We start from the raw sequence: 21,857 nt of genomic DNA, 5'->3' as shown, positions 1-21,857 counted from the left end.
CGTCTGGCTCCGCTTTGCTCAACATCATGTGTTCAACTCTGGAATTTCAGTCCCCAGACCCCACATAGTCCAGAACCGGCCCACGCCGGCCGGTCCTGGTTTTCAGCACATTTCCGGCGCAACGGACAAGGACCTCAGGGATGGATGCACAGGTACACGCACCGCATCGGGGCTACGGCATTGTTATCGAGCCGCTTCAAGGCTTGGTCACGGCCCGGCGCAATGGCACCGTTCTGGCGCAAAGCTCCCGCGCCAAGGTGATGTATGAAACCCGGCTTCCCCCAGCGATCTATTTTCCCTCGGAAGACGTGACAGCACAGCTATCGTCCAACACCCCCTTGCAAACCTTCTGCCCGTTCAAAGGCACGGCCAGCTACCGCGACGTACTGTTGACTGGCGGCGGCTTAAAGAACGCTGTCTGGTCTTACGACGAGGCAATGCCGGAGGCAGCGGCCATATCTGGCCATATTGGTTTTATGCCTGGCGCAGAGGCCGAATTCGACCTGGGCAGCAACAGCGTGGAAATGCCGGACTACGGCAATATCTCCGGCCCGGTGATCGACTGGCTGCTGCGGGACGCCGCCCTGGTTCCGACCCCCGAGGAGCTGACGGCCGCTCTGGCAGAAAAACTCGTGGAGCAAGGCATCTACTTGTCCCGCATGTCCGTCATGGCATGGTCCCTGCATCCGCTGATCGCAGGCAAGAATTTCATCTGGCAGAAGACGTCCGGCGAGGTTACCACTTATGCCCCGTCTTACGAAATCCACGACCACCCGGCCTATCAGAACAGCCCGCTGCGCCACGTCTCCAACGGCCTGGGCGGTGTGCGCCACCGCCTCGGCTGTTGCCGGTCCGCAGATGCGTTTCCGATCCTTGAAGATCTGCGCAAGGAGGGGGCCACCGACTATGTCGCCATGCCGTTGCGCTTTTCCGACGGGCGCATCAATGTGCTGACCCTCACCAGCGACCACCCGAACGGCTTTTCCACCGCTAACCTGGGGCTGATCTTCGAATGCTCCGATGTGATTGCCCGCTACTATGAAATCTTCATGCAGCGCGAGAACGCACAGTCGCTGCTGGAAACCTATGTTGGCAAGCGCACCGGCGCCCGGGTATTGGGCGGCGAGATCCGCCGCGGCGACGGAGATGAAATCGACGCCGCCATCATGTTTTGCGATCTACGCGGCTCCACCCGGCTGGAAGAACAACTGGGCCGCCAGGACTATATCGCGCTTCTGAACCAGTTCTTCGAGACTGCCTCGACCATCGTGCATGAGCACGGCGGCGAGGTGCTGAAATTCATCGGCGACGCTGTGCTGGCGGTGTTCCCGGCCGGCAGCGATCCTGAAAGGGCCCGCAGGCAGGCCCTGAACAGCGCCCGCACCATTGTGGCCCGGTTGGAGGAAATCGCCCAGGAAGAAGACGGCCACCGCTGCGAAGCCGCCATCGGCATCGCCTACGGGCGCGTGACCTACGGCAACGTAGGCTCGCGTGAGAGGCTGGACTTCACGGTGATCGGCCAGGCCGCCAATATCGCCGCCCGGCTGGGCGACTACGGCAAGACGGTCAACCATCCGGTCATTGTCAGCCAGGACATCCTGAGCGATCCATCACAAGGCGTTTCGCTGGGTGCGGTCACCCTTCATAACGTATCCCAGCCGGTCACCTGTTTTGCTGTCCCGGCCAAGACTGAACCGTAAGCGCTGCTCTGCCCCTGAAAACTGGACCGTATGAAGCTGGAGTTTTCCGCTAAGTTTCCCTGGTTGGGAGAGGAGCGGAATCGCATGAAAGCATCGAAGTTCACGGAGGCGCAGAAGGCCTTCATCCTGAAGCAGGGCGAGCAAGGCACGCCGGTCGCGGAGATCTGCCGCAAGGCGGGGATCAGCCAGGCGACGTACTTCAACTGGAAGAAAAAATACGGGGGTCTTCTGCCGGACGAGATGCGCCGGCTGAGAGCGCTGGAGGATGAAAACACCCGGCTGAAGAAGATCGTAGCCGATCTGACGCTGGACCGGGAAATGCTTCAGGATGTCATTCGGCGAAACCTCTGAAGCCTGGCCGTTTGCGCGAGATCGTCACCGGGATGTGCGTCGACTGGGGCGTGTCGATCCGGAGGGGTTGCCGGTGGTTGCGCCATTGGTCCGAGCGACCACCGGCGACGGGGCCATCTGCTTCGACACCTCCACCGACCACTACAAGGGCCTTGTTGCACAAATCGGCTGAGGTCCTGACTTCCCCTTTCCCCGGACGGATTTAACCTGCGGCCACTGTGGCGGGTATGCCAAGCGCGGTGTAGCCGTTCAGCACAGCGATACGGACTTGCAGCTCCGCGACCTGGCGATCGAAGTCTCGAGCCATCAATGACTGACCAAGCAGCTTGATGCAGTTCATCTTGGACTCGACACGGCTCCGGCGGTGATAATCGCTCCATCGTCGCCAGATAGCGCGGCCTAAGTACTTTGAGGCCCGCAGAGCTTCGTTGCGTGCGACGGCGCCCGGGCTCGTCGGCTTCCATGGCTTGGCGTTTTTGCGGGGCGGGATGACGGCGGCGGCGTTTCGAGCGGCAATTGCTTCGTGGCACTTTCGGGTGTCATAGGCGCCGTCGGCGATGACCCTACCGATCTCCTGATCAGGCGGGATCTGGTCCAGCAGTTCTGGCAATACGGGCGCATCACCAATGTTGCTGCCCGTGATCTCGACCGCCCGGACCTCAAGCGTTTCCTCGTCGACCCCGATATGTACCTTGCGCCAGATACGCCGTTTCGCACCGCCGTGCTTGCGGGCATTCCACTCGCCTTCACCTTCGGCCTTGATGCCAGTGCTGTCGATTAGAAGGTTCAGCGGACCCGCACCGCCACGATAGGGGATGCTCACGTTCAGCGTCCGTTGACGGCGGCGCAGGGTACTGAAGTCAGGCACCGTCCAGTCCAAGCCGACAAGCTTCAGCAGGCTTTGTACAAACCCCGTCGTTTGCCGCAACGGCATGCCAAACAACACCTTCATAGTCAGACAGGTCTGGATCGCCGCGTCGCTGAAACTCAGTTGTCGGCCACGCTTGCCGGTCGGTGGTGGTTGCCATGTCATCTCCGGATCAAACCAGATCGAAAGCGATCCGCGCCGCTTCAGCGCTTCATTGTAAGTCGACCAGTTCGTGGTCTTGTACTTCGTAGGGGCCCAACTGTTCATACCAACCAGCTATCATACTGGATTCATGCAGTGAATCCCTCAGCCGATTTGTGCAACAAGGCCAAGGAAAGCCTCGGGAACCTGTTTGGAGATGCTGCGCGTGAAGCGGGAATGGCCGCGCGCCTTCATGGCCTGCGCAAAGCCTTCTGTATCTACTGGGCAGAGAACGATGCGACGACACACCAGATCGCTGCGATGGCCGGCCACATGAGCCTTTCAGAGGTGGAGCGTTACACCCGCGCTGCTGACCGGGAGCGCATGGTGAAATTGCTTGTGGGGGTAGCATGAAACGGGACACGCAAACTCAAGATCGGGACACGCTAGATCAAGGATCTGATTTCATGAGAAAAAATTCAATAACCTGCGCAAATGGCGACCCCGGCAGGATTCGAACCTGCAACCTGCCCCTTAGGAGGGGGCTGCTCTATCCAGTTGAGCCACGGGGCCGCGCTTGTTTACGCGATAACAAATCCCTCCTGCGATCACAATGGGAAGCAATGCATCTGCCCCCCTCGATGGCATCTAAACTTGTTCAACTACCCAGTGATATGTAGGCCTCCAATCCACAGCAGGAGGCGAACATGTCGAAACATGAGGTTTGGGGTTTCGCCATTGAAACATCCCCTTCAGGCAAGAATATCTGGCCCTTTGACCTGAAACGGGAAGCAACCCGGCGCATCCGGGAGGACGGCCTGTCTCCCGGTGACATCGCCGCAGAACTGGGAGCCCATGAATGCCTCGTTCGCAAGTGGTGGGTCGCTGACCGCCCAGTCGAGGCGAGATTATTGCGGTCCAAGGTACCTCGCTCGCCGAAATCAAGATGGTCGAAAAAAGCCGAACTCCTTCGGCCTCGCTCGTATCTCGCGGCACACCAACTGGGTTTGCGCGCTTCAACAGCGGTGCGCTGTGTATTGAATTTTCAGTTAGCATACCCGAAGCCGATTTAATGAAGCTCATTCGGGTTGCCGGTCAGACTTCATGATCGCTCCGTCAAACTCATTCAAGATCCATCTGGCGACAACCCCCATCGATTTCCGCAAGGGCATTGACGGCCTCGCCAACTACCTCATGAGTAACTTCGAACTCGATCCCTATTCAGGTGCCTTTTTCGTGTTCCGTTCCAAGAGGCGCGACAAGATCAAGGTGCCTATGTGGGACGGTACTGACCTGGTTCTGATCTACAAGCGCATCGAAGGCGCTGGTTTCATCTGGCCCAAGTTGCCGGATGGGACAATGACCCTGACGAAGGCCCAATTCGAAGCCCTGTTCGAAGGGATAGATTGGCGCCGGGTTGCTTCTGCGCCCTAACGCCGTCCCGCTCCCTTTCAAAGCCAGCATGCCGAGGATCAATAGAATGCCTTTGATACCCTTCATTGATGTCCGGTTTTTTCCACCTGCTCGCCTCGGTCGCACCCTTCTGCTCGAAGATGGCTCCGTGGCGTCAGCTTAGCATCTCCTCGGCGAGTGCGTCGACCGTCGGATGCCGTGGATCCACGCCGACCGAGCTGGCTCTGCTCGAAAATCGAACCAACAAAGCGCCGACTAATCGTAGTCCGCGTGATGTACCGCCTGGGCCAGATCGAACAAAACAAGCCAAGAAGGATTTAATCGGGCGCTTGGGGGAACTCGTAGTCTTTCACTGGCTAAAGGACCGCTTCCGCAGCCAGGTCATCGACAAGGCATGAGTATCGCGCTTCGGCGCGCTGCAAAACGGCAAGGCTTGGTCCGAAGACCTAGGTTACGATTTCGAGCTGAAGCATGATCGGCGGACCTGGCTAATCGAGGTCAAATCCAGCCAAGGCGATCGGTGCCAGTTCGAGATGGGAGTGTCCGAGGTTCGCGCCGCGCGGGAGGCAGCCAGGCCTAAAGCCGGTCAGCGTTATGTCGTGATCTATGCCGCCATCCCTGCGACATTGAGCGCAACACGGGTCGACATTTAGCCTAACCCTATGAGCGATGAACCCGAATAGGGCGGTGACAGAGATCGAGCGAAGTGTGGAACCTCTCCTCTTGCCGGTTTCTGCGGTTGCGGTGCTGCAACTTCAGAGGCGGCTTCCCGCCCTGCGTGCCTGCCCCGCGTTTGTGCGGTGAGCGCGACGTCAGACCGCAATGAGCCAACAATGCTCGTGTAGTGCGTTTGATCCGAACGGCCTCTGTGGGTGGCTCCTGCATTGCAAGTGTTTTCTGGTGATATTCGCGTTTTTTTGTCAGTACTGTCGTCTGTCCGGCCTGTTTATGTTTTGGCATTGCCTCCACTGGCCCTGATGCGTTCCGCCAGCGAGGTTCCAATCGGCTTATCGACCTCAGAGGGCCGCTGCCATTCCCGGAGTGTCCTTGCTCTTGGTTGACTTAAGTCCGCATCATCACCTCAACGTCTTGCACCTCGCAGGCAATCGGAGCGCTTAGAACGCTGGCTGCCGGTATTCCTGTTTCTTGGTGAGCATCGCCCAGACGGCCCGGGCTGCCTTGTTTGCCATGGCGACTGTTGCCAGCCGGAACGGTTTGCCGGCAATGATCTTGGCTGTCCAGAGGTCGACCTTCTCTGGCGAACGTTTCGCCATCACAGCGCGAGATGTCATGCCCACGACCAGCAACTTGCGAATGTAGCGATCACCCTGCTTCGTGATCTTTCCAAGACGTTCCTTGCCGCCGCTGGATTTATTGAGAGGGGTCAACCCCAGCCATGCCGCCAGATCGCGCCCTGTCCGAAACTGATGCGCGTCACCGATTGTGGCGACAATCGCCGATGCCGTGACCGGCCCAATTCCAGGCATGCGCATTAATCGACGTGCATCTGCGTTCAGCATTGCGTGTTGCTCGATCATCTTGGAATAGCCAGAGATGCGTTCGTTCAGGCCGATGAATTGGTAGCACTGGATGCCAAGCATGCCGTTCGCAATGGCGGGCATGTCCGGGTGATCACCGTCATGGTGACGCTTTGCAAAAGCCGTAACGGCTTCGATCCCAATCGGCAAAATATGTCCAAACTCGCGCAACAGGCTACGGATCATGTTGGCCAGTTGGGTGTGCTCCGGACGGCCAGGTCACGCGTTCTGTGGATGGATAAAATGGCCTGCTGATCTTCAGTCTTGATATCTACGAAGCGCATGGTCGGACGGCGGACCGCCTCGCAAATCGCTTCTGCGTCGACAGCATCGTTCTTTCCGCGCTTCACATACGGTTTGACATATCCAGCAGGCATGAGCTTCACATCATGCCCGAGCTGGCGCAGCTGGCGGCCCCAATGATGGGATGAACCGCAGGCTTCCATGCCAACCGTGCACGGTGGCAGCGTCTCAAAAAACGCTAGCAGCTTCACGCGTTTGATCGCCTTGTTGAAGATAACGCGGCCGTTCTCCGAAATGCCGTGTACTCGAAAAACATCCTTGGCCAAATCCAGGCCTAATGTCTTTGCTGTCATTGGATGGCTCCATTCCTAGCAGTCGTTGATAACTGCACTTTGGCACATTCGATGCCGGCGGAGCAGGAGCCACCCACCTCATCCGCGACGGGCCGAGGCTGTCTAGTACTTACTGTTTCGTATTGGCGCTGCGCACCAAAATGGAGACCATAGGGCGCGTCAGCTAGAAGCCTCTGCCGGGGTCAGTTGCAACGCTTGCTCACATTAGGATGGGCGGGGCCGAATGCCGGTTTGCCGCGCGCAGTTTCCATTGTGCAGCAACCGATGTCTGCGCTAACGTTGCACACAGCAATAACAAGAGGCTCAGGAACGTGACCACGGACAGCAAGCGCCCTCTCACCCTCCGCGATGTATCCGAAGCGACCGGTGTATCCGAAATGACCGTAAGCCGCGTACTGCGCAATCGCGGCGATGTGTCGGAAAAGACCCGCACTAAAGTACTGAGTGCCGCCAAGGAACTGGGCTATGTGCCCAACAAGATCGCTGGCGCGCTGGCTTCGAACCGGGTGAACCTGGTGGCGGTGATTATCCCCTCGTTGTCGAATATGGTGTTCCCCGAGGTGCTGACCGGCGTCAACAAGGTGCTGGAGAATACCGAGCTGCAGCCGGTGGTCGGCGTCACCGACTATCAGCCCGAGAAAGAGGAAAAGGTGCTTTATGAAATGCTCTCTTGGCGCCCCTCCGGTGTGATAATTGCAGGATTGGAACATACCGAGGCCGCCCGCGCCATGCTGAACAGCGCCGGTATCCCGGTGGTGGAGATCATGGATACCGACGGTAAGCCGGTGGATGCGATGGTCGGCATTTCCCACCGTCGTGCGGGCCGCGAAATGGCCAAGGCGATCCTTAAGGCCGGATACCGGCATATTGGCTTCATGGGCACCAAGATGCCGCTTGATCACCGGGCGCGAAAGCGGTTCGAAGGTTTCACCGAGGCGCTGGCCAAGGAAGGCGTGGAGATCGAAGACCGCGAGTTTTACTCAGGCGGTTCGGCGCTGGCCAAGGGGCGCGAGATGACTGAAGCCATGCTGGAGCGCTCACCGGAATTGGATTTTCTATATTTCTCCAATGACATGATCGGCGCGGGCGGGTTGCTGTATCTGCTCGATCAGGGCATTGATGTGCCGGGCCAGATTGGCCTGGCCGGGTTCAACGGGGTGGAGCTGCTGCAGGGGCTGCCCCGCAAGCTGGCCACCATGGACGCCTGCCGCCTGGACATCGGACGCAAAGCGGCTGAGATCATTGCGGCACAGCTGGACGATCCGGACACAGAGATCGATAAGCATGTCACGCTGACCCCGACCATTTCCTATGGCGACACGCTGAAACGGCGCTGATGGCGCTGCAACGGCTGGACAATCAAAGCGCGCGGCGGCTGTTCCTGGACCGCCACGCCCTGCTGGAGCAGCCTTCTGGCCCTGCCAAGGGTGCGGACTTGCTAGCGCTGATCCAGCGTTTGGGGTTTGTGCAGCTCGACAGCATCAATACGGTGGCGCGCGCCCATGACGTGATCCTCTATTCACGCCGCCCGGGTTATCGCGCCAAACATCTGAAGCAGCTCTACGAGCGGGACCGCGGGCTGTTTGAGCATTGGACCCATGACGCCGCAATGATCCCGATGGTGTTTTACCCTCATTGGCATCTGCGGTTTCAGCGTGACACCGGGCTGCTGCGCAAACGCTGGCGCAACTGGCGGCGCGACGGGTTTGAGGCGCAGTTCGAAACCGTCCTGAACCATGTGCGGGATCACGGCCCAGTCAGTTCTTCTGACCTTGGCAAGGATGAAAAAAAGGGTTCCGGCGGCTGGTGGGACTGGCATCCGTCCAAAACCGCGTTGGAATATCTCTGGCGTTCCGGCGCGCTGACAGTGGTGGGGCGTGAAGGTTTTCAGAAACGCTATGACCTGACCGAGAGAGTGATTGAGGAGCATCTGCGCCCTAGCACCTCCTGCGACGCGACTGCGACCATAAACTGGCTCTGCTCTGCTGCGATGGACCGGTTGGGCTTTGCCACCTCCGGCGAACTCGCATCGTTCTGGGACACCGCCTCTCCGGCGGAAGCCAAGGTATGGTGCGCCGAACAGCTGCGCCAAGGAGAGCTGGAAGAGATCGAGATATTGCAGGCGGACGGCAAGCTGCGCAAAGTGTTCGCCCGTCCGGGCACCGTGGAAGCCGCTGCGGAATTGGGTCCGGCACCGGGCCGGATGCGGGTGCTCAGCCCCTTTGACCCAGCCCTGCGCGACCGCAAGCGGGCGGAACGGCTGTTCGGTTTCCATTACCGGATCGAGGTCTTCACCCCCGCACCCAAGCGCCAGTACGGCTATTACGTCTTTCCATTGCTGGAGGGCACACGCCTGGTTGGCCGGATCGATATGAAGGCAGACCGGGACGCGGGCGTCCTGCGCGTCACCGTCGTATGGCCTGAACGGGATGTGAAATGGTCCCTGCCCCGCACCAAGCGGCTGGAGGCAGAACTGGACCGGGTTGCGCGCTTTACCGGCCTCAGCAGAGTGAGTTTCGCTGACGGCTGGTTGCGCTGAGGTATTATTCGGGCCGTAGCTGGGCCTCGATCACCTGCCGGTAATCTTCCGGCGCGGGTTTTGCAGTAAAGCTCTCCGGAGCTATGAAAACGCAAACAAACTTGCCTTCAAAGCACAGCACCCCATCCTGCCGCGCTTTCACCCGGAAAGTCACCGACTTACCACCCAGTGCCGAAGGCCAGACCTCGCATTTCAACCTGTGCCGCGGGGTAACCGGTGACCTGAAATCGATGCTCATATGCACGAATGGCGTACCGGTGCCGCGGTCCAGCTCCATCTGATACCAGCCATCGCCGCCCAGGTGATGCTCCCACCAAGCGTCAATCGCCTCCAGCGCGAAAACTGGCAGCCGCCCGGTATAGGCAATCCGGGCCGGGTCGCAATCGCCCCAGCCCACGCGGATTTCATGCTCGAAACCCGGCTGCCGCCCTGTACTGTTCTGCGCCATCACACTAGCCCCGTCATTGCATCAGCATCAGCGGCAGCAGCGTGATAATCGGGAAGGCAACCAGAATGACCACCCGGATAAGATCAGAGGCAACAAAGAACATCACCGCCTTGTAAGTGTCGATCATCTTGGTCTTACGGTCCATTGCGCTGATGATGAACAGGTTCATGCCCACTGGCGGGGTGATCAGGCCGACCTCGACCACGATCAGTACCAGGATCCCGAACCAGATAGCGACATATTCCGCCTCGATCCGGTTAACCCGGCCTTCTGTCACCCGGATACCCAGCTCTTTCATCTGCTCACGGGTGAGTTCTGCTCCGGCCGCAATGGCGTCCTTGATCGAGGCGAGCATCTCTGCCCCATCCCTTCAGGCACGCCGGCCTTCAGCACCTCCATCGCTGCATCCGCCTGCATTGCTGGCAGCGACAGCAGACCGAAGTCCATCGCCGAGATCACCGGAAAGAAGATCGGGATCGTCAGCAGGATCATCGACAGCGAATCCATCAGGCAGCCGAAGACCAAGTAGAATCCCAGGATCAGTGCCAGCACCATCCAAGGACTAAGACCCTGGCTCACAACGTAATCAGCCAATTCCTGCGGTACTTTTGTGAGCGCCAGGAAACCATTGTAGAAACCAGCACCCAGCACGATGAAGAAAATCATCGCAGTGGACCGCGCTGTTACCAAAAAGCTGTCAGCCAGTGTTTCGCGGTTCAGCCCGCCATTGGTCCAGGCGATGAAGCCGGTGCCAAATGCGCCCACGGCTGCACCCTCGGTCGGGGTGAACCATCCCAGATATATGCCGCCCACCACCAGGCCGAACACCAGAAGCACCGGCCAGACATGTACCAGCGCGGCGAAACGCTCGCGCATCGGAACTGGCGGGCGGGTGCCGGCACTTTCAGGGAACAGGCGCACATAGACCGAGATTGCAATTACATAACCCAAAGCTGCCAGCAAGCCCGGAATGAAGGCTGACAGGAACAGCTTGGCGATGTTCTGCTCGGTCAGGATGGCATAGATGACCAGCACAACAGAAGGCGGGATCAGGATGCCCAGCGTGCCGCCCGCCGCCAGCGTCGCGGTCGAAAATCCGCCGGCATAGCCGTATTGCTTCAGCTCTGGCAATGCCACACGGCCCATCGTGGCCGCGGTGGCCAAGGACGAGCCGCAGATCGCACCAAAGCCTGCGCAGGCGCCGATGGCCGCCATCGCAACCCCGCCCTTGCGGTGGCCGAGGAATCCTTCAGCCGCTTTGAACAACGCGGTGGACATGCCGCCCAGCGTCGCGAAATGCCCCATCAGCAGGAACATCGGCACAATGGTCAGCGAATAGGAGGAGAAGGTCGAATAGGTTTCGCTTTTCAGCCGCCCGAACGCAACCTGGGTGCCGTCCGTGACCCAGATCAGCCCGCCAAGGCCGACCAGAAACATCGAAAGCCCGATAGGCACCCGCAGAAAGATCAGCAGCATCAGAACCGGGAAGGAGGCGATGCCAATTTCAAGAGCCGTCACTGTTCGCCCTCCACGCCGTCCCAGATCAGGATCCGGCCGGTAAAAAATTCGATGGTGCGGATTGCACCCATGTAGAGACCCACAATCGCGGCGACGACAGCCGCCACCATGCTGACGCCGTAGGCCCACCAAACCGGAAACTCGAGCAGGAAGGAGGTCTCGCCATTGGAGAACTTGCTCGCAAGCCCAGCCCCCAGCCGCCAGGCGATAAGAATCAGCGCCGCGGCAAAGACTATTTCGGTCACCATCCGCAAAAACCGGTTCACTCCGCGCGGAAACGTATTGGCCACCACATCAACCGAGGCATGGCCTGCGGTGATCTGGCACAGCGGCAGAAAGGCGAAGATCGCAAAGGCCACACCGGCCTCGACCAGTTCAAAGTCGCCATTGACCGGCCCGACCCAGCCGGTCATCCACTTTGAGAACCCCGGCGCAATCCGCTCCATCAAATCGCCATGGAAGACGCCGTTGAGCAAACGCCCGGCGATCGAAACACATGTCAAAATGATCAGAAGAGTGAGGACCGCACCGCCCAGGTAGGCCATGGATTTGGCCAGCCGCATCATGAGCTTGTGCATTATTCAGTTGCCTTATTCCGGTATGCAAAGGGCCGCAGTGCCAATGCCGTGCGGCCCTTCACTTTTATCAATCAAAACGCCTTACTGATACTGCGGCGTGTATTTCTCGATCAGCCCGCTGGCTTCTTCGATCAGCGCATTGCCGTCGATACCCTTTTCGGCCATGTCGGCGATCCACTTGTCGTAGATCGGTTGCGAGCGTTCACGCCAGACGGCAGTCTGTTCTTCGTCCAGGGTGATCACAGTGTTGCCCAGATCCAGCGCCATCTCGCGTGAGGGACCATCCGAATCCGCCTGAGTGCCGCCGGCAAAGACCGAGAATTCCAAGCCGGAGTTATCGTCGATCGCCTTCTTCAGGTCATCCGGCAGGCTCTCATACTTCTCTTTGTTCATCGCCAGAACAAAGGTCAGCGTATACAGCGCCTTGCCAGTGAACTCAGTGTGGTTCTCCACCAGCTCCGGGACCTTCAGCGCCGCCGTCACTTCCCACGGAATGGTGGTGCCGTCGATCACGCCCTTGGACAGGCCTTCCGGAATAGCCGGAACCGGCATCCCCACCGGGGTTGCACCCAGCTCAGTCAGCAATGCGTTGACCGACCGGCCACCGCCGCGGATCTTCATGCCTTCCAGATCTTCAGGCGTTTCCACCGGGTCGGCGGTGTGGATTAAGCCGGGTCCATGCACCCAAGTGCCCAGAATGTGGACATCCTTGAACTCGGTGTCCTTCATGTGCTTGTCGAACATTTCCCAATAGGCGTGCGACACCGCGCGCGCATTGGTCATCATGAATGGCAGCTCGAACACTTCGGTTGAAGGGTAGCGGCCCGGGGTATAGCCTACCACGGTCCAGACGATATCCGCCACGCCATCAATGGCCTGGTCCATCAGCTCAGGCGGCTTGCCCCCAGCTGCATCGACGGAAAGCGATCAACCTTGATGCGCCCGCCCGAGGATTCCTCGACGTTGTCCGCCCAAACATCCAGGATCAGTTTCGGCACGTTTGCCTGTGCCGGCAGGAACTGGTGCAGTTTCAGGGTCACCTCCTGAGCAAATGCCGGCATTGCGCCGAACATTGCCAAGGCCGCTGCCCCCGCTGCCCCAATAGCTTTCTCCGAGTAGTCATGTCTGTCCTCCCTTAGACCAAATTATTTGCAGGGTCCGCCGCTCTCGCAACATTACTGCGGCAGATGGCAGAATTCTTTCCGTATCCGCCACCAAGGCCCCTCGCAGGGTTCGTTTTACGAACCAGTTGCCCCCTGCTATTAGGTGCATTTGTAACTATCAACAGCGGATCATGCATTTTCCACTCATGAAATCTGCCTGCGCTTCCTGAACTCAGACAAGTTTCACAGCTTATATGTTACAAAGCCCCCTGCACTCACATTCAAATTGATACATATTAAGATGGCCGCATGGCAACAAAAATCATGGCTTTCCGCCGCCTTACGTCATTCCGCAGCAGCCAGCGTCAAGTCGACCTGTGGCAGACCATCAATCCCGCCGCGCATCCGGTCGCCTGCCTGAACGGCTCCAACACCGGCCGGCGTTCCAGTCAGAATCACATCTCCGGGCCGCAAGTGATAAAAGCCGGACAGATGGCAGATAATCTCCTCAACGGACCAGATCATTTCCTCCAGCGCGGCGTCCTGCCGGATCCCCCCGTTCACCTCCAGCCAAATGCGCCGGCCAGGCGGACTGCCCCAATCTGCTGCCCGGGTCAGCGGCGCAAACACCGCCCCGTTCTCCAAATCCTTGCCCAGATCCCAGGGGCGTTGTTTCTGCCGCTCACGGATCTGCAGATCGCGCCGGGTCATATCCAGCGCACATCCATAGCCAAAGACAGCAGCCTTCGCCTCTTCGGCGGATGCTTGGAACACCGGGGCGCCAATCGCCACAGACAGCTCCATCTCATAGTGGAAGTTTTCAGTCCCCGGCGGATAGGGCACAACCGCACCCGTCAGCACCGCATTGACCGCCGTCTTGGTGAAATAAAATGGCGCCTCGCGGTCCACTTCACTGCCCATTTCGGCAGCATGAGCCGCGTAATTGCGCCCAACGCAGAAAATCCGCCCGACCGGGTATCCCGCCGGTTCTCCGGCGACCGGAATCACCGGTGCGTCCTGCAATGTGAACAGAATCTCACCCATCAAAGAATCCTTCATACCTCGGCAGATTCAGGCTGCCTCACCAAGTCAGAGCCGCAATCCAACAGCCTGTAAACCCCGCTTTCGGCTTGAATGCCCTGCACCTGGCCGTCCAGCACATTCCTGATCTTCTCTTCCGATGAATACTGCTTGCGCGTCGCGCGTTTGATGCAGAGCCTCCCCAATGAAGTGGTCCGCGCCTATGTTTAGGAATGCGGATGACCATAGATGGCCAAAGGAGACCGGAGAGATTGACGTGAAGTTGCGGCAGATTGAAGTCCTGATGGGGCAAGGCATGCCCCGGATTGCTGCAATCCGTCAGGCCTGTGTGACTGAACAAACGTACTACCGTTGGAAGAAATAGTACGGCGGAATGGGCACAGAGCAGCTTAAGGAACTGAAGCGGCTTAAGAAGGAGATCGAGCGCCTGCGCAGGGTGGTATCGGACCTGACGTTGGACAAATTGATTCTGTCCGAGGCCGCAAAGGGAGCGAAGAGCGTCCCGGAAACATTCATCAGACCGTTTCAGCCCTGAACGGGCGGAGCCCCTGAGCCCCTCGCGCTGCCATGCTTGCATTGATTTTTTGAGCAGCCAAATGAAGGTCTCCAAGCGTCGCGTTTGCCGCGTCCTGGGCCAGCACCGATCCACACAGAGACGAGAGCCGGTTGGTCGGGCTGACGAAGACCATCCGGTTGCGGACATGATCGAGCTGACACGTCAGTATGACGATACGGCTTCGCCGCAGTGTCCGGTGGACGTATGCCCAATCTGGCTGAAATGCGCGCCGCGCCGCCTCCCGGGCAGTTCGCGGAGAGACGAGCCGCTCAAGCTCGGCATCCGCCATCTCCGGCGGCAGCGGCCAGTTTAAGCCTGCCTCTTGGGCACGCCCTAGATAACCCAGCAGCGTGGTGTGGCCAATCGCCAGGCTCGCCGCCATCCGGCGGGCCGACAGGCCCTCGGCTGAAAGCCGCAGTACGTCCCGTATCTTCCGTATCCACTGCCCGGCAGGCGCATACGCGCATGCTGCCTAGAGGGGGCAATCTCTTCATCGCGCTCCCTCCGGTCCCAAAAGAACCGCAAGCAGATGGCCTTGCAGCAACACGTCATAGAGGTCTCCGGATGTGATTGGAACGGGTGGCCGGATCACACCGGATTACGCACCCTGATACAGCTTAGCCACTGGTCCGAAATCCTGCGACCATCACTAGGGCAACTGGGTGGACAGTTGCTGCCCCAAGGTCAGATATCGCGGGCGAGAGCCCAGAGATACCCCTTCTTTACTTTGCTTCTGACAGGATTATGGCCAGGGGCCGTGGTCTCGTCCCTGAAGAGCTTGGTGGGCTATTTTGAGATTCGTCTGCTGGGCGGCATAAACCGCGGTCGTTTCATAGGCGGCTTTGCCCACCCATGCCGCCAACATGGTGCAGCCCAGTTCGACGCCCAGTCGTGCATAGATTCGCACCTGCCGATGATGCGGCAGATTGAGCACAACTCCCGGGAAGCGACCAGCAACGTAATTCTCACGGCGTCGGTGATGAAAAACGGGGGCACGCCTTTGAAAATATCCTGCACGCCCCAGATGATGGTGAAGATCATCACGTCAATTTCGCCGTTTCCAGCAGTGCCGATTTCAGCTCGGCCCACTTCATGTCCTTCAGGACGGCCATGCAGAACACCACAAAGGCCCCCAGCGCGCCATCCGACGCTACGCCGGCAAATGATTGGGCGCATGTTTCAATACCATGGCACGCTACTTGCGGTCGCTTCAGGTTCCAAAGTCTCAGAGACAATCAGTGCCTTCAGATCATCAGGCCAACGCAGATGTTCGCACCGACCCATTACAAATCAGAAGTATGTAAATACCTCAGTAGGGGTATCCTTGAAGCATCCCTGTGAGAAATTCCATCGCCGCAGTTACTCGCCGATCAAATGATCAGACGGTAGGTGGAGCCAACGCGCCGCTTACCGTCCCGCCTTGGCCCGGCGCAGCAACAGAAGCAGCCGATTGAAACTGCTGGTGATTCCTTCCGGATCTTCGCGGCCGAAAAAACCGTCCAGTTCCGGCCACAGTTTCACAGCCTTGTCCAGCACCGCGTCATTACCCTCAGCATAGAGACCGGCCCTGATCATCACTTCCGACTGTTCATAAGCGCCTAAGAATTTGCGCACATCCTGGATTGCCGTGTTTTCATCGGCAGTGGCCGCAGCAGGCAGACTGCGGGAGACTGAGCGTGAGACGTCAATCGCCGGGAACCTGCCGCGTTCGGCGATTTCCCGGTTCAATACAATATGACCGTCCAGAACACCGCGAAGAATATCTGCAATCGGCTCATCCATGTCGGAACCGGCCACCAGGACGCTGAACACAGCCGTGATATCACCCTGCCCGTCTGCGCCAGGGCCAGCCCGCTCGCACAGGCCGGTGATCAGCGGTGTTACCGATGGAGGGTATCCGCGCAAGGCAGGTGCTTCGCCCGAAGCGGCTGAAATCTCCCGGTGCGCCTCGGCGAAACGGGTAACCGAGTCGGCTAGGAACAGCACATTCTTACCCTGATCGCGAAAATGCTCGGCAACTGTCATGGCGGCCCAGGCGCAACGGCGCCGGACCAGCGCGGACTGATCGGACGTGGCAGCCACCACAACCGCCCGGCGCATGCCATCGGGTCCCAGAACCTGTTCGACAAAGTGATTCACCTCCCGGCCGCGTTCCCCGATCAACGCCATGACCACCACATCCGCTTCCATGCTTTGGGCCAGTTTTGCCAACAGAGACGATTTTCCGACGCCGGAGCCCGCAAAAAGACCCACCCTTTGGCCGCGCACAATTGGGAGAATCGTGTTCAATACCGCCTGCCCGGTCGCCAAACGCTCTCCCATCGGCCGCCTGCCGGCGGCTTTGGGCGGGGACGCCATCAGATCCCGCGGCGCGGATCCCGGCAGCAAGGGGCGGCCATCCAGCGGCTCCCCAAAAGGATCAATCACCCTGCCAATCCAGTGATCGCTGGGCAAAAACTCAGGCGAGGGGTGCAGCACCACCGGGTCACCGACAGCAGCGCCATCAGGCGCCCTATCAGGCAACATGCTGATATTACTTCCATTAATCTTCAGAACTTCGCCATTCAACTCGTCCTGCGGGCCGCGCCGCAGCACCAGCCGGTCACCGATCCGCGCGGCAGAAGCCAACCCGCTGACTTCGATTTCCCCGCCAGAGATCGCGGTAACCCTGCCCATCTGTGTTGCCAGGCGTTTTCCGGCTATTTGACGGGTCAGTGCTTGCAGCTCTGCTTTCATTGCAGCGGCCTCCATTGATGTCCTGAAAACAATTTCTAAAGGAATCGGGGTTAAGCCTTGATTGAAATCGATCAAGGGAGAAGCCCTGGTGTTCACAGAACTGAACGTATTCAAAATTTCTCACGCCATGGCAGTTCATGCCGGGACGCGCCAGGCATTGGTGTCCCAGAACATCGCCAACGCCGATACGCCTGGTTACCACGCCAAGGACATCAAGCCATTCAAGGAAGTCTTTGCAGCCGGGGCCCGCCCGAGCAGCATGATCGCAACCCGCGGCAGCCATCTGAACGGCACCGCCGGCAACGGTATGGACTGGGCCGTCACTTCAAGCGAGGACGGCAGCGATCCCAATGACAACTCAGTGTCTGTCGAAACCGAACTTCTGAAAGGCGTTGAAGTTTCCCGGCAGCACAAGCGGGCCTTGGCCATCTACAAATCCTCGATGAATGTCCTGCGCGCAAGCCTTGGCAAAACCTAAGGGAGGATGAGAGATGAGTGAATTTTCAAGAGCCCTTTCCGTCACTGCCAGCGGTCTCAAGGCGCAAGCCTCGCGTCTGCGCCACGTGTCGGAAAACATCTCCAACGCTGACACTCCGGGCTACCGGCGCAAAACGGTACCGTTTGAAGCGGTGCGCGAATTGCAAACCGATGTGGAGCATGTGCGCACCGGCCGGGTCACGCTGGACCGCAGCGATCTGGAAGAAGTCTACGACCCTTCGCATCCGATGGCCGATGAAAGCGGGCATTACGACGGCTCCAATGTCGATCTGATGATCGAGATCGCCGACGCCCGTGAAGCCCAGCGAAGCTATGAAGCCAACCTGAAGATGTTCGAGCAGACCCGCACAATGTCCGCATCACTCATGGACCTATTGAGACGTTAACCAAAACATTTGGAGATCCAGAATGGATATTCGCAGTCTTTCCGCGGCAACCGGCTATGCCGCTGCCCGTCCCGCCACCAAAGCCGATCCCGAATATGCGGGCACTGGCGCAGGCCCCCGCCTGAAAGAGAGCTTTGAGAATTTCGCGGCGACTTTGCAGCAAAGTGAACAGGTCTCAATGCAGGCGATGACCTCAAACGCCGACCCGCACGCTTTGGTGCAGGCCCTGGCGCAGACCGAACTGGCAGTCGAAACTGCGGTTACCGTGCGCAACAAGGTCGTCGAAGCTTACCAGGAAATCCTGAGGATGCCGGTCTAAGCCATGATGAGCGAAAGCCTCTTCTATGACACGCTGCGCCAAGCGCTGTGGGCCGCCGTCACCATGTCGACGCCGATCCTGGTTGTTGCACTGGTTGTCGGTCTGGCCATCGGCCTGTTTCAGGCTCTGACGTCGGTGCAGGAAATGACCCTGACCTTCGTGCCCAAACTGACAGCGATCCTGGTCGTGTTCTGGATGACAATGGGCTTCATGACACAAACGCTGGTGGCCTTCTTCCACGGCCACGTTGTTCCGATGATTGCCGGAGGTTCGTAATGGAAAATGCAGGCTACGCAACCCTTTCACGCCAAACGGGCCTGATGCGGGAGATGCGCGTCATTGCCAACAATATCGCGAACTCGGCCACTACCGGCTACCGCCAGGAGGGCCTGATCTTTTCGGAATTTGTGCAGTCCTCGCCCGGTCAGCAGTCGCTGTCTATGTCGCGCGCGAATATCTTCAACACCTCGATGGAGCAGGGTCAGCTGACCAAAACCGGCGGCTCGTTTGACTTTGCAATCGAGGGCGACGCCTTCTTTATGGTGGAAACGCCGCAAGGCGAAAGGTTGACCCGTTCAGGTGCCTTCTCCCCCAATGCTGATGGCGATCTGGTGACCATGGATGGATACCGGGTGCTGGATGCCGGCCGCGCGCCGGTCTTTGTTCCGCCGGATGCCGGCAAGATCGAAGTCGGGGCGGATGGTTCGCTCAGTGCAAACGGGCGGCTGCTGGGGCAGCTTGGCCTGTTCAAGCCGATGGAGCAGCACACGCTGGTGCGCGAGGACGGAGTGATGTTCCGCGTCGACGGCGAGATTGAGGACAGTTTTGATGCGAAAGTGCTGCAAGGCTTTCTCGAAGGCTCCAACGTGAATGCGATTTCCGAAGTGACCCGGATGATCGAAGTCCAGCGCGCCTATGAAATGGGCCAAAGCTTTCTGCAGGCGGAAGACGAACGCATCCGCAATGCCATCAAAAACCTGATCAAGACCTAGGAGAATCCAGATGCGTGCCTTGAAAATCGCAGCGACCGGCATGAGCGCTCAGCAATTGCGGGTGGAGACTATCTCCAACAACCTCGCCAATATGAACACCACAGCCTACAACGCCCGGCGCGCCGAATTTGCCGATTTGCACTACCAGCAGATCTCGCGGGCCGGAAGTGTCAACGCATCGGATGGCACGGTGCTGCCGACCGGCGTGCAGGTTGGCCTGGGTGTGCGCCCCGCCGCCGTCTCGGTGCATTTGTCGCAAGGCGCGCTGCAGCAGACCAACAATGATCTGGATCTCGCCATCGACGGCAAGGGCTATCTTGAGGTCACATTGCCCTCCGGCCAGACCGCCTATACCCGCGACGGCGCATTGAAACGCTCAGCCGAAGGGCTGATCGTGACGTCGGACGGTTTTGCAGTTTCTCCCGAAGTCACCATTCCTGATGATGCTGTCAGTATCTCGATCAACGCTGAGGGCGAAGTCTACGGGTACTTTGATGAAACCTCGGCAGGCCAGCTGTTGGGCCAGTTCACTCTGGCAGGCTTCACCAACCCCAAAGGCCTTGAGGCGATCGGCAGCAACCTGTTCACCGAAACAGAGGCCTCTGGTGCTGCCACTGTATCTACGGCCGGCGAAGACGGGCTTGGCACCCTGCGCCAAGGATATCTGGAGGCAAGTTCAGTGGATGCGGTGCGCGAGGTCACCGAGCTGATCGAAGCCCAGCGGGGCTATGAAATGAATGCCAAGGTCATCTCGGCTGTCGACCAGATGATGGGCGCAACAACACAGGTGCGCTGATGAAACTTGCTCTTGCCTGTCTGACCGCCGCGGCGCTTTGCGCACCGCCCGCCTGGGCGGAATATCTGATCCCGCTGCGTACGATACGCGCAAAGGCGATCGTCAATGCCGAGGACCTGGCTCTGAAAAAAGGCGAGATCCTTGGTGCACTGTCGGACCCGGCAGCGGTTGTCGGTCAGGAGGCGCGCGTCGCACTATACGCAGGTCGGCCGTTGCGGGCTGGCGATATCGGCCCGCCGGCCATCATTGAACGCAATGACCTGGTCACTTTGACCTTCCGCCAGGGTGTCCTGACCATAGCGGCCGAAGGCCGCGCCTTGGGACGCGGCGCTGCAGGCGAGGCCGTCCGGGTCATGAATCTTAACTCCCGCACCACCGTAACCGGGCGGATCGCGGCAGACGGTTCCGTTGAGGTAAACTGATGAAAAAGAAACTTTCCCCCGTCAAACCGCTGCTGTTCGGGCTCGCCCTGCTGGGTGCCTGCGGCCGGATGGATCATATGGGCAAACCGCCCTCTTTCACCCCGTCCAATGAAAGCTCTGAACATGTTGCAATGCTGTACCAGGGATTGCCTGCACAGACACAGAACCGGCGCACCGTTGATGGCGCATCCCTGTGGAGCGGCTCGCAGCAATCACTGCTGGGCGACCGCCGCGCGATCAAGCGCGGCGATATTCTGACAGTGGTGATCGAGATCGATGAAGAGGCCGAAATTTCCAACGACACCCAGCGCTCACGCTCGGGGGCTGAAAGCCTGAACATGCCGCATCTCCTTGGCCTGCCCCAGCGTCTGGACAGAAAACTGCCGGAAGGTGCCACCTCCGCCGACGCCGTGGAACTGGGCAGTTCCAGTTCTGCCGGCGGCAAAGGATCCGTCAAACGCAGCGAAAAGCTGGAATTGCGAGTTGCTGCGACTGTTGTCGACGTTCTGCCCAACGGCGTGCTGGCGATCAGCGGCACCCAGGAACTGAGGGTGAATTTCGAGCTGCGCGAGCTCTTGGTGACCGGCTATGTCCGGCCGCAAGACATCAGCCGCCAGAACGAGATCACTTATGACAAGATCGCTTCGGCCCGTGTGTCCTATGGCGGCCGTGGCCAAATCACTGACGTTCAGCAGCCGCGCTACGGCCAGCAGCTGCTCGACGCCATTCTGCCGTTCTGAGGGTTGCCATGCTGTCTAAACTCCTTCCAGTCATCCTGCTGATCATCGGGACCGGAGGCGGCATTGGCGCCGGCATCATGCTGGCGCCTCCGCCTGAAGAAAATCAAGCCGCTGCCGGCGGCGAGGCCGCGCCGGCCCCGGAAGAGGCCGCAGAGGAAACCGCTGAAGAAAGCGAAGAAAACCAGCGCGAATACATCAAAGTCGGCGACCAGTTTGTTGTGCCGATTGTGGAGCGCGACCAGATGACATCCCTGGTGGTGATCTCGCTCAGCCTTGAGGTAAAGAAAGGTATTGCGGAAAAAGTGCATTCCTACGCGCCCAAGTTGCGGGATGTTTTTCTGCAAGTTCTCTTCGACCACGCCAATATGGGCGGTTTCCGCGGGGCGTTTACCCGCTCAGATGTCTTGGAACCCCTGCGCACGGCGCTGCGCGAGGCGGCACAGAAACATATCGGCAAAGGCGTCTATGACGTTTTGATCATGGAAATATCACGGCAGGACGTCTGACCGGCGAGCAGCCGATCCAACATAGAAAAGGCCGGTCCCGCTAAGGACCGGCCTTTTTGCTTTACGCCATAC

Annotated in this window: 22 protein-coding genes, 1 tRNA gene and 6 pseudogenes; 18 read left to right on the top strand and 11 right to left on the bottom strand. The window is 59.1% G+C overall.

The genetic code is table 11. The features are described 5' to 3' along the window. Positions 1–140: 140 nt before the first annotated feature. Together ETW23_RS20845 and ETW23_RS20840 are read left to right on the top strand one after the other, a co-directional pair. Positions 141–1,700, top strand: coding sequence for a DUF427 domain-containing protein (locus ETW23_RS20845; RefSeq protein ID WP_129372481.1), 1,560 nt, complete (start codon positions 141–143; stop codon positions 1,698–1,700). An 84-nt stretch (positions 1,701–1,784) separates the two neighbouring features. Next, a pseudogene (locus ETW23_RS20840) lies at positions 1,785–2,122 on the top strand (transposase); the annotation flags it as partial. A gap of 131 nt (positions 2,123–2,253) precedes the next feature. Here ETW23_RS20840 and ETW23_RS20835 read toward each other — a convergent pair. Then, positions 2,254–3,186, bottom strand: a complete 933-nt coding sequence (locus ETW23_RS20835) for an IS5 family transposase (RefSeq protein ID WP_134831123.1) — start codon at positions 3,184–3,186, stop codon at positions 2,254–2,256. Here ETW23_RS20835 and ETW23_RS26915 point away from each other — a divergent pair. Then, positions 3,073–3,474 (top strand): tyrosine-type recombinase/integrase, encoded by a 402-nt coding sequence (locus ETW23_RS26915; protein ID WP_134831122.1) that lies wholly within the window; start codon positions 3,073–3,075, stop codon positions 3,472–3,474. The genes ETW23_RS20835 and ETW23_RS26915 overlap by 114 nt on opposite strands. A gap of 82 nt (positions 3,475–3,556) precedes the next feature. Here the strand turns inward: ETW23_RS26915 and ETW23_RS20825 are convergent. Beyond that, a tRNA-Arg gene (locus ETW23_RS20825) sits at positions 3,557–3,633 on the bottom strand. A 134-nt stretch (positions 3,634–3,767) separates the two neighbouring features. Between ETW23_RS20825 and ETW23_RS20820 the strand changes: the two genes are divergently transcribed. The 3 genes from ETW23_RS20820 to ETW23_RS26910 all read left to right on the top strand — a co-directional run bounded on the left by ETW23_RS20820 (position 3,768) and on the right by ETW23_RS26910 (position 5,126). Then, positions 3,768–4,133 (top strand): hypothetical protein, encoded by a 366-nt coding sequence (locus tag ETW23_RS20820; protein ID WP_134831121.1) that lies wholly within the window; start codon positions 3,768–3,770, stop codon positions 4,131–4,133. A gap of 31 nt (positions 4,134–4,164) precedes the next feature. Further along, positions 4,165–4,494: an IS66 family insertion sequence element accessory protein TnpB gene (tnpB, locus tag ETW23_RS20815; protein ID WP_134831120.1), complete on the top strand. Its 330-nt coding sequence runs from the start codon at positions 4,165–4,167 to the stop codon at positions 4,492–4,494. A gap of 395 nt (positions 4,495–4,889) precedes the next feature. Further along, positions 4,890–5,126, top strand: a complete 237-nt coding sequence (locus ETW23_RS26910; protein ID WP_134831373.1) for a DUF3883 domain-containing protein — start codon at positions 4,890–4,892, stop codon at positions 5,124–5,126. A gap of 462 nt (positions 5,127–5,588) precedes the next feature. On the opposite strand, the pseudogene ETW23_RS20805 reads toward ETW23_RS26910, so the two are convergent. Further along, positions 5,589–6,607 (bottom strand): annotated as a pseudogene (locus ETW23_RS20805) (IS110 family transposase). A gap of 311 nt (positions 6,608–6,918) precedes the next feature. Here ETW23_RS20805 and ETW23_RS20800 point away from each other — a divergent pair. Together ETW23_RS20800 and ETW23_RS20795 are read left to right on the top strand one after the other, a co-directional pair. Continuing rightward, entirely contained in the window at positions 6,919–7,944 is a 1,026-nt protein-coding gene (locus ETW23_RS20800; protein WP_134831119.1) for a LacI family DNA-binding transcriptional regulator, read from the top strand. Then, the gene (locus tag ETW23_RS20795) at positions 7,944–9,146 is read left to right on the top strand and encodes a winged helix-turn-helix domain-containing protein (protein ID WP_134831118.1); all 1,203 of its coding nucleotides are present in this window, start codon (positions 7,944–7,946) and stop codon (positions 9,144–9,146) included. The genes ETW23_RS20800 and ETW23_RS20795 overlap by 1 nt, the downstream gene beginning before the upstream one ends. Before the next feature lie 4 nt (positions 9,147–9,150). Here the strand turns inward: ETW23_RS20795 and ETW23_RS20790 are convergent, their stop codons facing one another. From ETW23_RS20790 to ETW23_RS20770, 5 genes and pseudogenes are all read right to left on the bottom strand, one after another. Beyond that, positions 9,151–9,594: a thioesterase family protein gene (locus ETW23_RS20790; RefSeq protein ID WP_129372525.1), complete on the bottom strand. Its 444-nt coding sequence runs from the start codon at positions 9,592–9,594 to the stop codon at positions 9,151–9,153. A gap of 13 nt (positions 9,595–9,607) precedes the next feature. Then, positions 9,608–11,112, bottom strand: a pseudogene (locus ETW23_RS20785) (TRAP transporter large permease). Continuing rightward, the gene (locus ETW23_RS20780; protein WP_129372527.1) at positions 11,109–11,690 is read right to left on the bottom strand and encodes a TRAP transporter small permease; all 582 of its coding nucleotides are present in this window, start codon (positions 11,688–11,690) and stop codon (positions 11,109–11,111) included. Before ETW23_RS20780 ends, ETW23_RS20785 begins: the two are co-directional and overlap by 4 nt. A gap of 81 nt (positions 11,691–11,771) precedes the next feature. Next, a pseudogene (locus ETW23_RS20775) lies at positions 11,772–12,813 on the bottom strand (TRAP transporter substrate-binding protein). Positions 12,814–13,138: 325 nt separating this feature from the next. Continuing rightward, positions 13,139–13,837, bottom strand: coding sequence for a fumarylacetoacetate hydrolase family protein (locus tag ETW23_RS20770; protein ID WP_134831117.1), 699 nt, complete (start codon positions 13,835–13,837; stop codon positions 13,139–13,141). Between the two features lie 199 nt (positions 13,838–14,036). On the opposite strand from ETW23_RS20770, the pseudogene ETW23_RS20765 reads away from it, so the two are divergent. After that, positions 14,037–14,559: pseudogene (locus ETW23_RS20765) on the top strand (transposase); the annotation flags it as partial. A gap of 666 nt (positions 14,560–15,225) precedes the next feature. Here the strand turns inward: ETW23_RS20765 and ETW23_RS26290 are convergent. From ETW23_RS26290 to ETW23_RS20755, 3 genes and pseudogenes are all read right to left on the bottom strand, one after another. Continuing rightward, positions 15,226–15,318: pseudogene (locus ETW23_RS26290) on the bottom strand (hypothetical protein); the annotation flags it as partial. A gap of 112 nt (positions 15,319–15,430) precedes the next feature. Then, positions 15,431–15,625 (bottom strand): hypothetical protein, encoded by a 195-nt coding sequence (locus ETW23_RS25265; protein ID WP_167738045.1) that lies wholly within the window; start codon positions 15,623–15,625, stop codon positions 15,431–15,433. Between the two features lie 172 nt (positions 15,626–15,797). Then, on the bottom strand, positions 15,798–17,126 hold the full coding sequence (locus ETW23_RS20755) for a FliI/YscN family ATPase (protein WP_134831116.1): 1,329 nt from the start codon (positions 17,124–17,126) through the stop codon (positions 15,798–15,800). A gap of 88 nt (positions 17,127–17,214) precedes the next feature. Between ETW23_RS20755 and ETW23_RS20750 the strand changes: the two genes are divergently transcribed. From ETW23_RS20750 to ETW23_RS20710, 9 genes are read left to right on the top strand one after another with little or no spacing between them, the layout of a single operon-like run. Then, positions 17,215–17,604, top strand: coding sequence for a FlgB family protein (locus ETW23_RS20750; RefSeq protein WP_129372531.1), 390 nt, complete (start codon positions 17,215–17,217; stop codon positions 17,602–17,604). A 13-nt stretch (positions 17,605–17,617) separates the two neighbouring features. After that, positions 17,618–18,010: a flagellar basal body rod protein FlgC gene (gene flgC / locus ETW23_RS20745; RefSeq protein WP_024092263.1), complete on the top strand. Its 393-nt coding sequence runs from the start codon at positions 17,618–17,620 to the stop codon at positions 18,008–18,010. Positions 18,011–18,032: 22 nt separating this feature from the next. Next, positions 18,033–18,329 (top strand): flagellar hook-basal body complex protein FliE, encoded by a 297-nt coding sequence (gene fliE / locus ETW23_RS20740; RefSeq protein WP_129372532.1) that lies wholly within the window; start codon positions 18,033–18,035, stop codon positions 18,327–18,329. A 3-nt stretch (positions 18,330–18,332) separates the two neighbouring features. Next, entirely contained in the window at positions 18,333–18,605 is a 273-nt protein-coding gene (locus ETW23_RS20735; RefSeq protein ID WP_027257092.1) for a flagellar biosynthetic protein FliQ, read from the top strand. Then, complete coding sequence (locus tag ETW23_RS20730) at positions 18,605–19,321, top strand: flagellar hook-basal body complex protein (protein WP_129372533.1); 717 nt, start codon at positions 18,605–18,607, stop codon at positions 19,319–19,321. Before ETW23_RS20735 ends, ETW23_RS20730 begins: the two co-directional genes overlap by 1 nt. 10 nt (positions 19,322–19,331) lie before the next feature. Beyond that, on the top strand, positions 19,332–20,117 hold the full coding sequence (gene flgG, locus ETW23_RS20725) for a flagellar basal-body rod protein FlgG (RefSeq protein WP_027257090.1): 786 nt from the start codon (positions 19,332–19,334) through the stop codon (positions 20,115–20,117). Continuing rightward, on the top strand, positions 20,117–20,539 hold the full coding sequence (gene flgA / locus ETW23_RS20720) for a flagellar basal body P-ring formation chaperone FlgA (protein ID WP_129372534.1): 423 nt from the start codon (positions 20,117–20,119) through the stop codon (positions 20,537–20,539). The genes flgG and flgA overlap by 1 nt, the downstream gene beginning before the upstream one ends. Next, positions 20,539–21,279 carry a flagellar basal body L-ring protein FlgH gene (flgH, locus tag ETW23_RS20715; protein ID WP_129372535.1) on the top strand — a complete coding sequence of 247 codons (741 nt, stop codon included), beginning with the start codon at positions 20,539–20,541 and terminating at the stop codon, positions 21,277–21,279. Before flgA ends, flgH begins: the two co-directional genes overlap by 1 nt. 8 nt (positions 21,280–21,287) lie before the next feature. After that, entirely contained in the window at positions 21,288–21,785 is a 498-nt protein-coding gene (locus ETW23_RS20710; RefSeq protein WP_134831115.1) for a flagellar basal body-associated FliL family protein, read from the top strand. The last annotated feature ends 72 nt before the right edge of the window (positions 21,786–21,857 follow it).

It is taken from the genome of Leisingera sp. NJS201, assembly GCF_004535885.1.
In the GTDB taxonomy this organism is placed as follows: Bacteria; Pseudomonadota; Alphaproteobacteria; order Rhodobacterales; family Rhodobacteraceae; genus Leisingera.
Note: the sequence above shows the minus strand (reverse complement) of the source record. Positions and strands in the feature narration are given on the sequence as shown.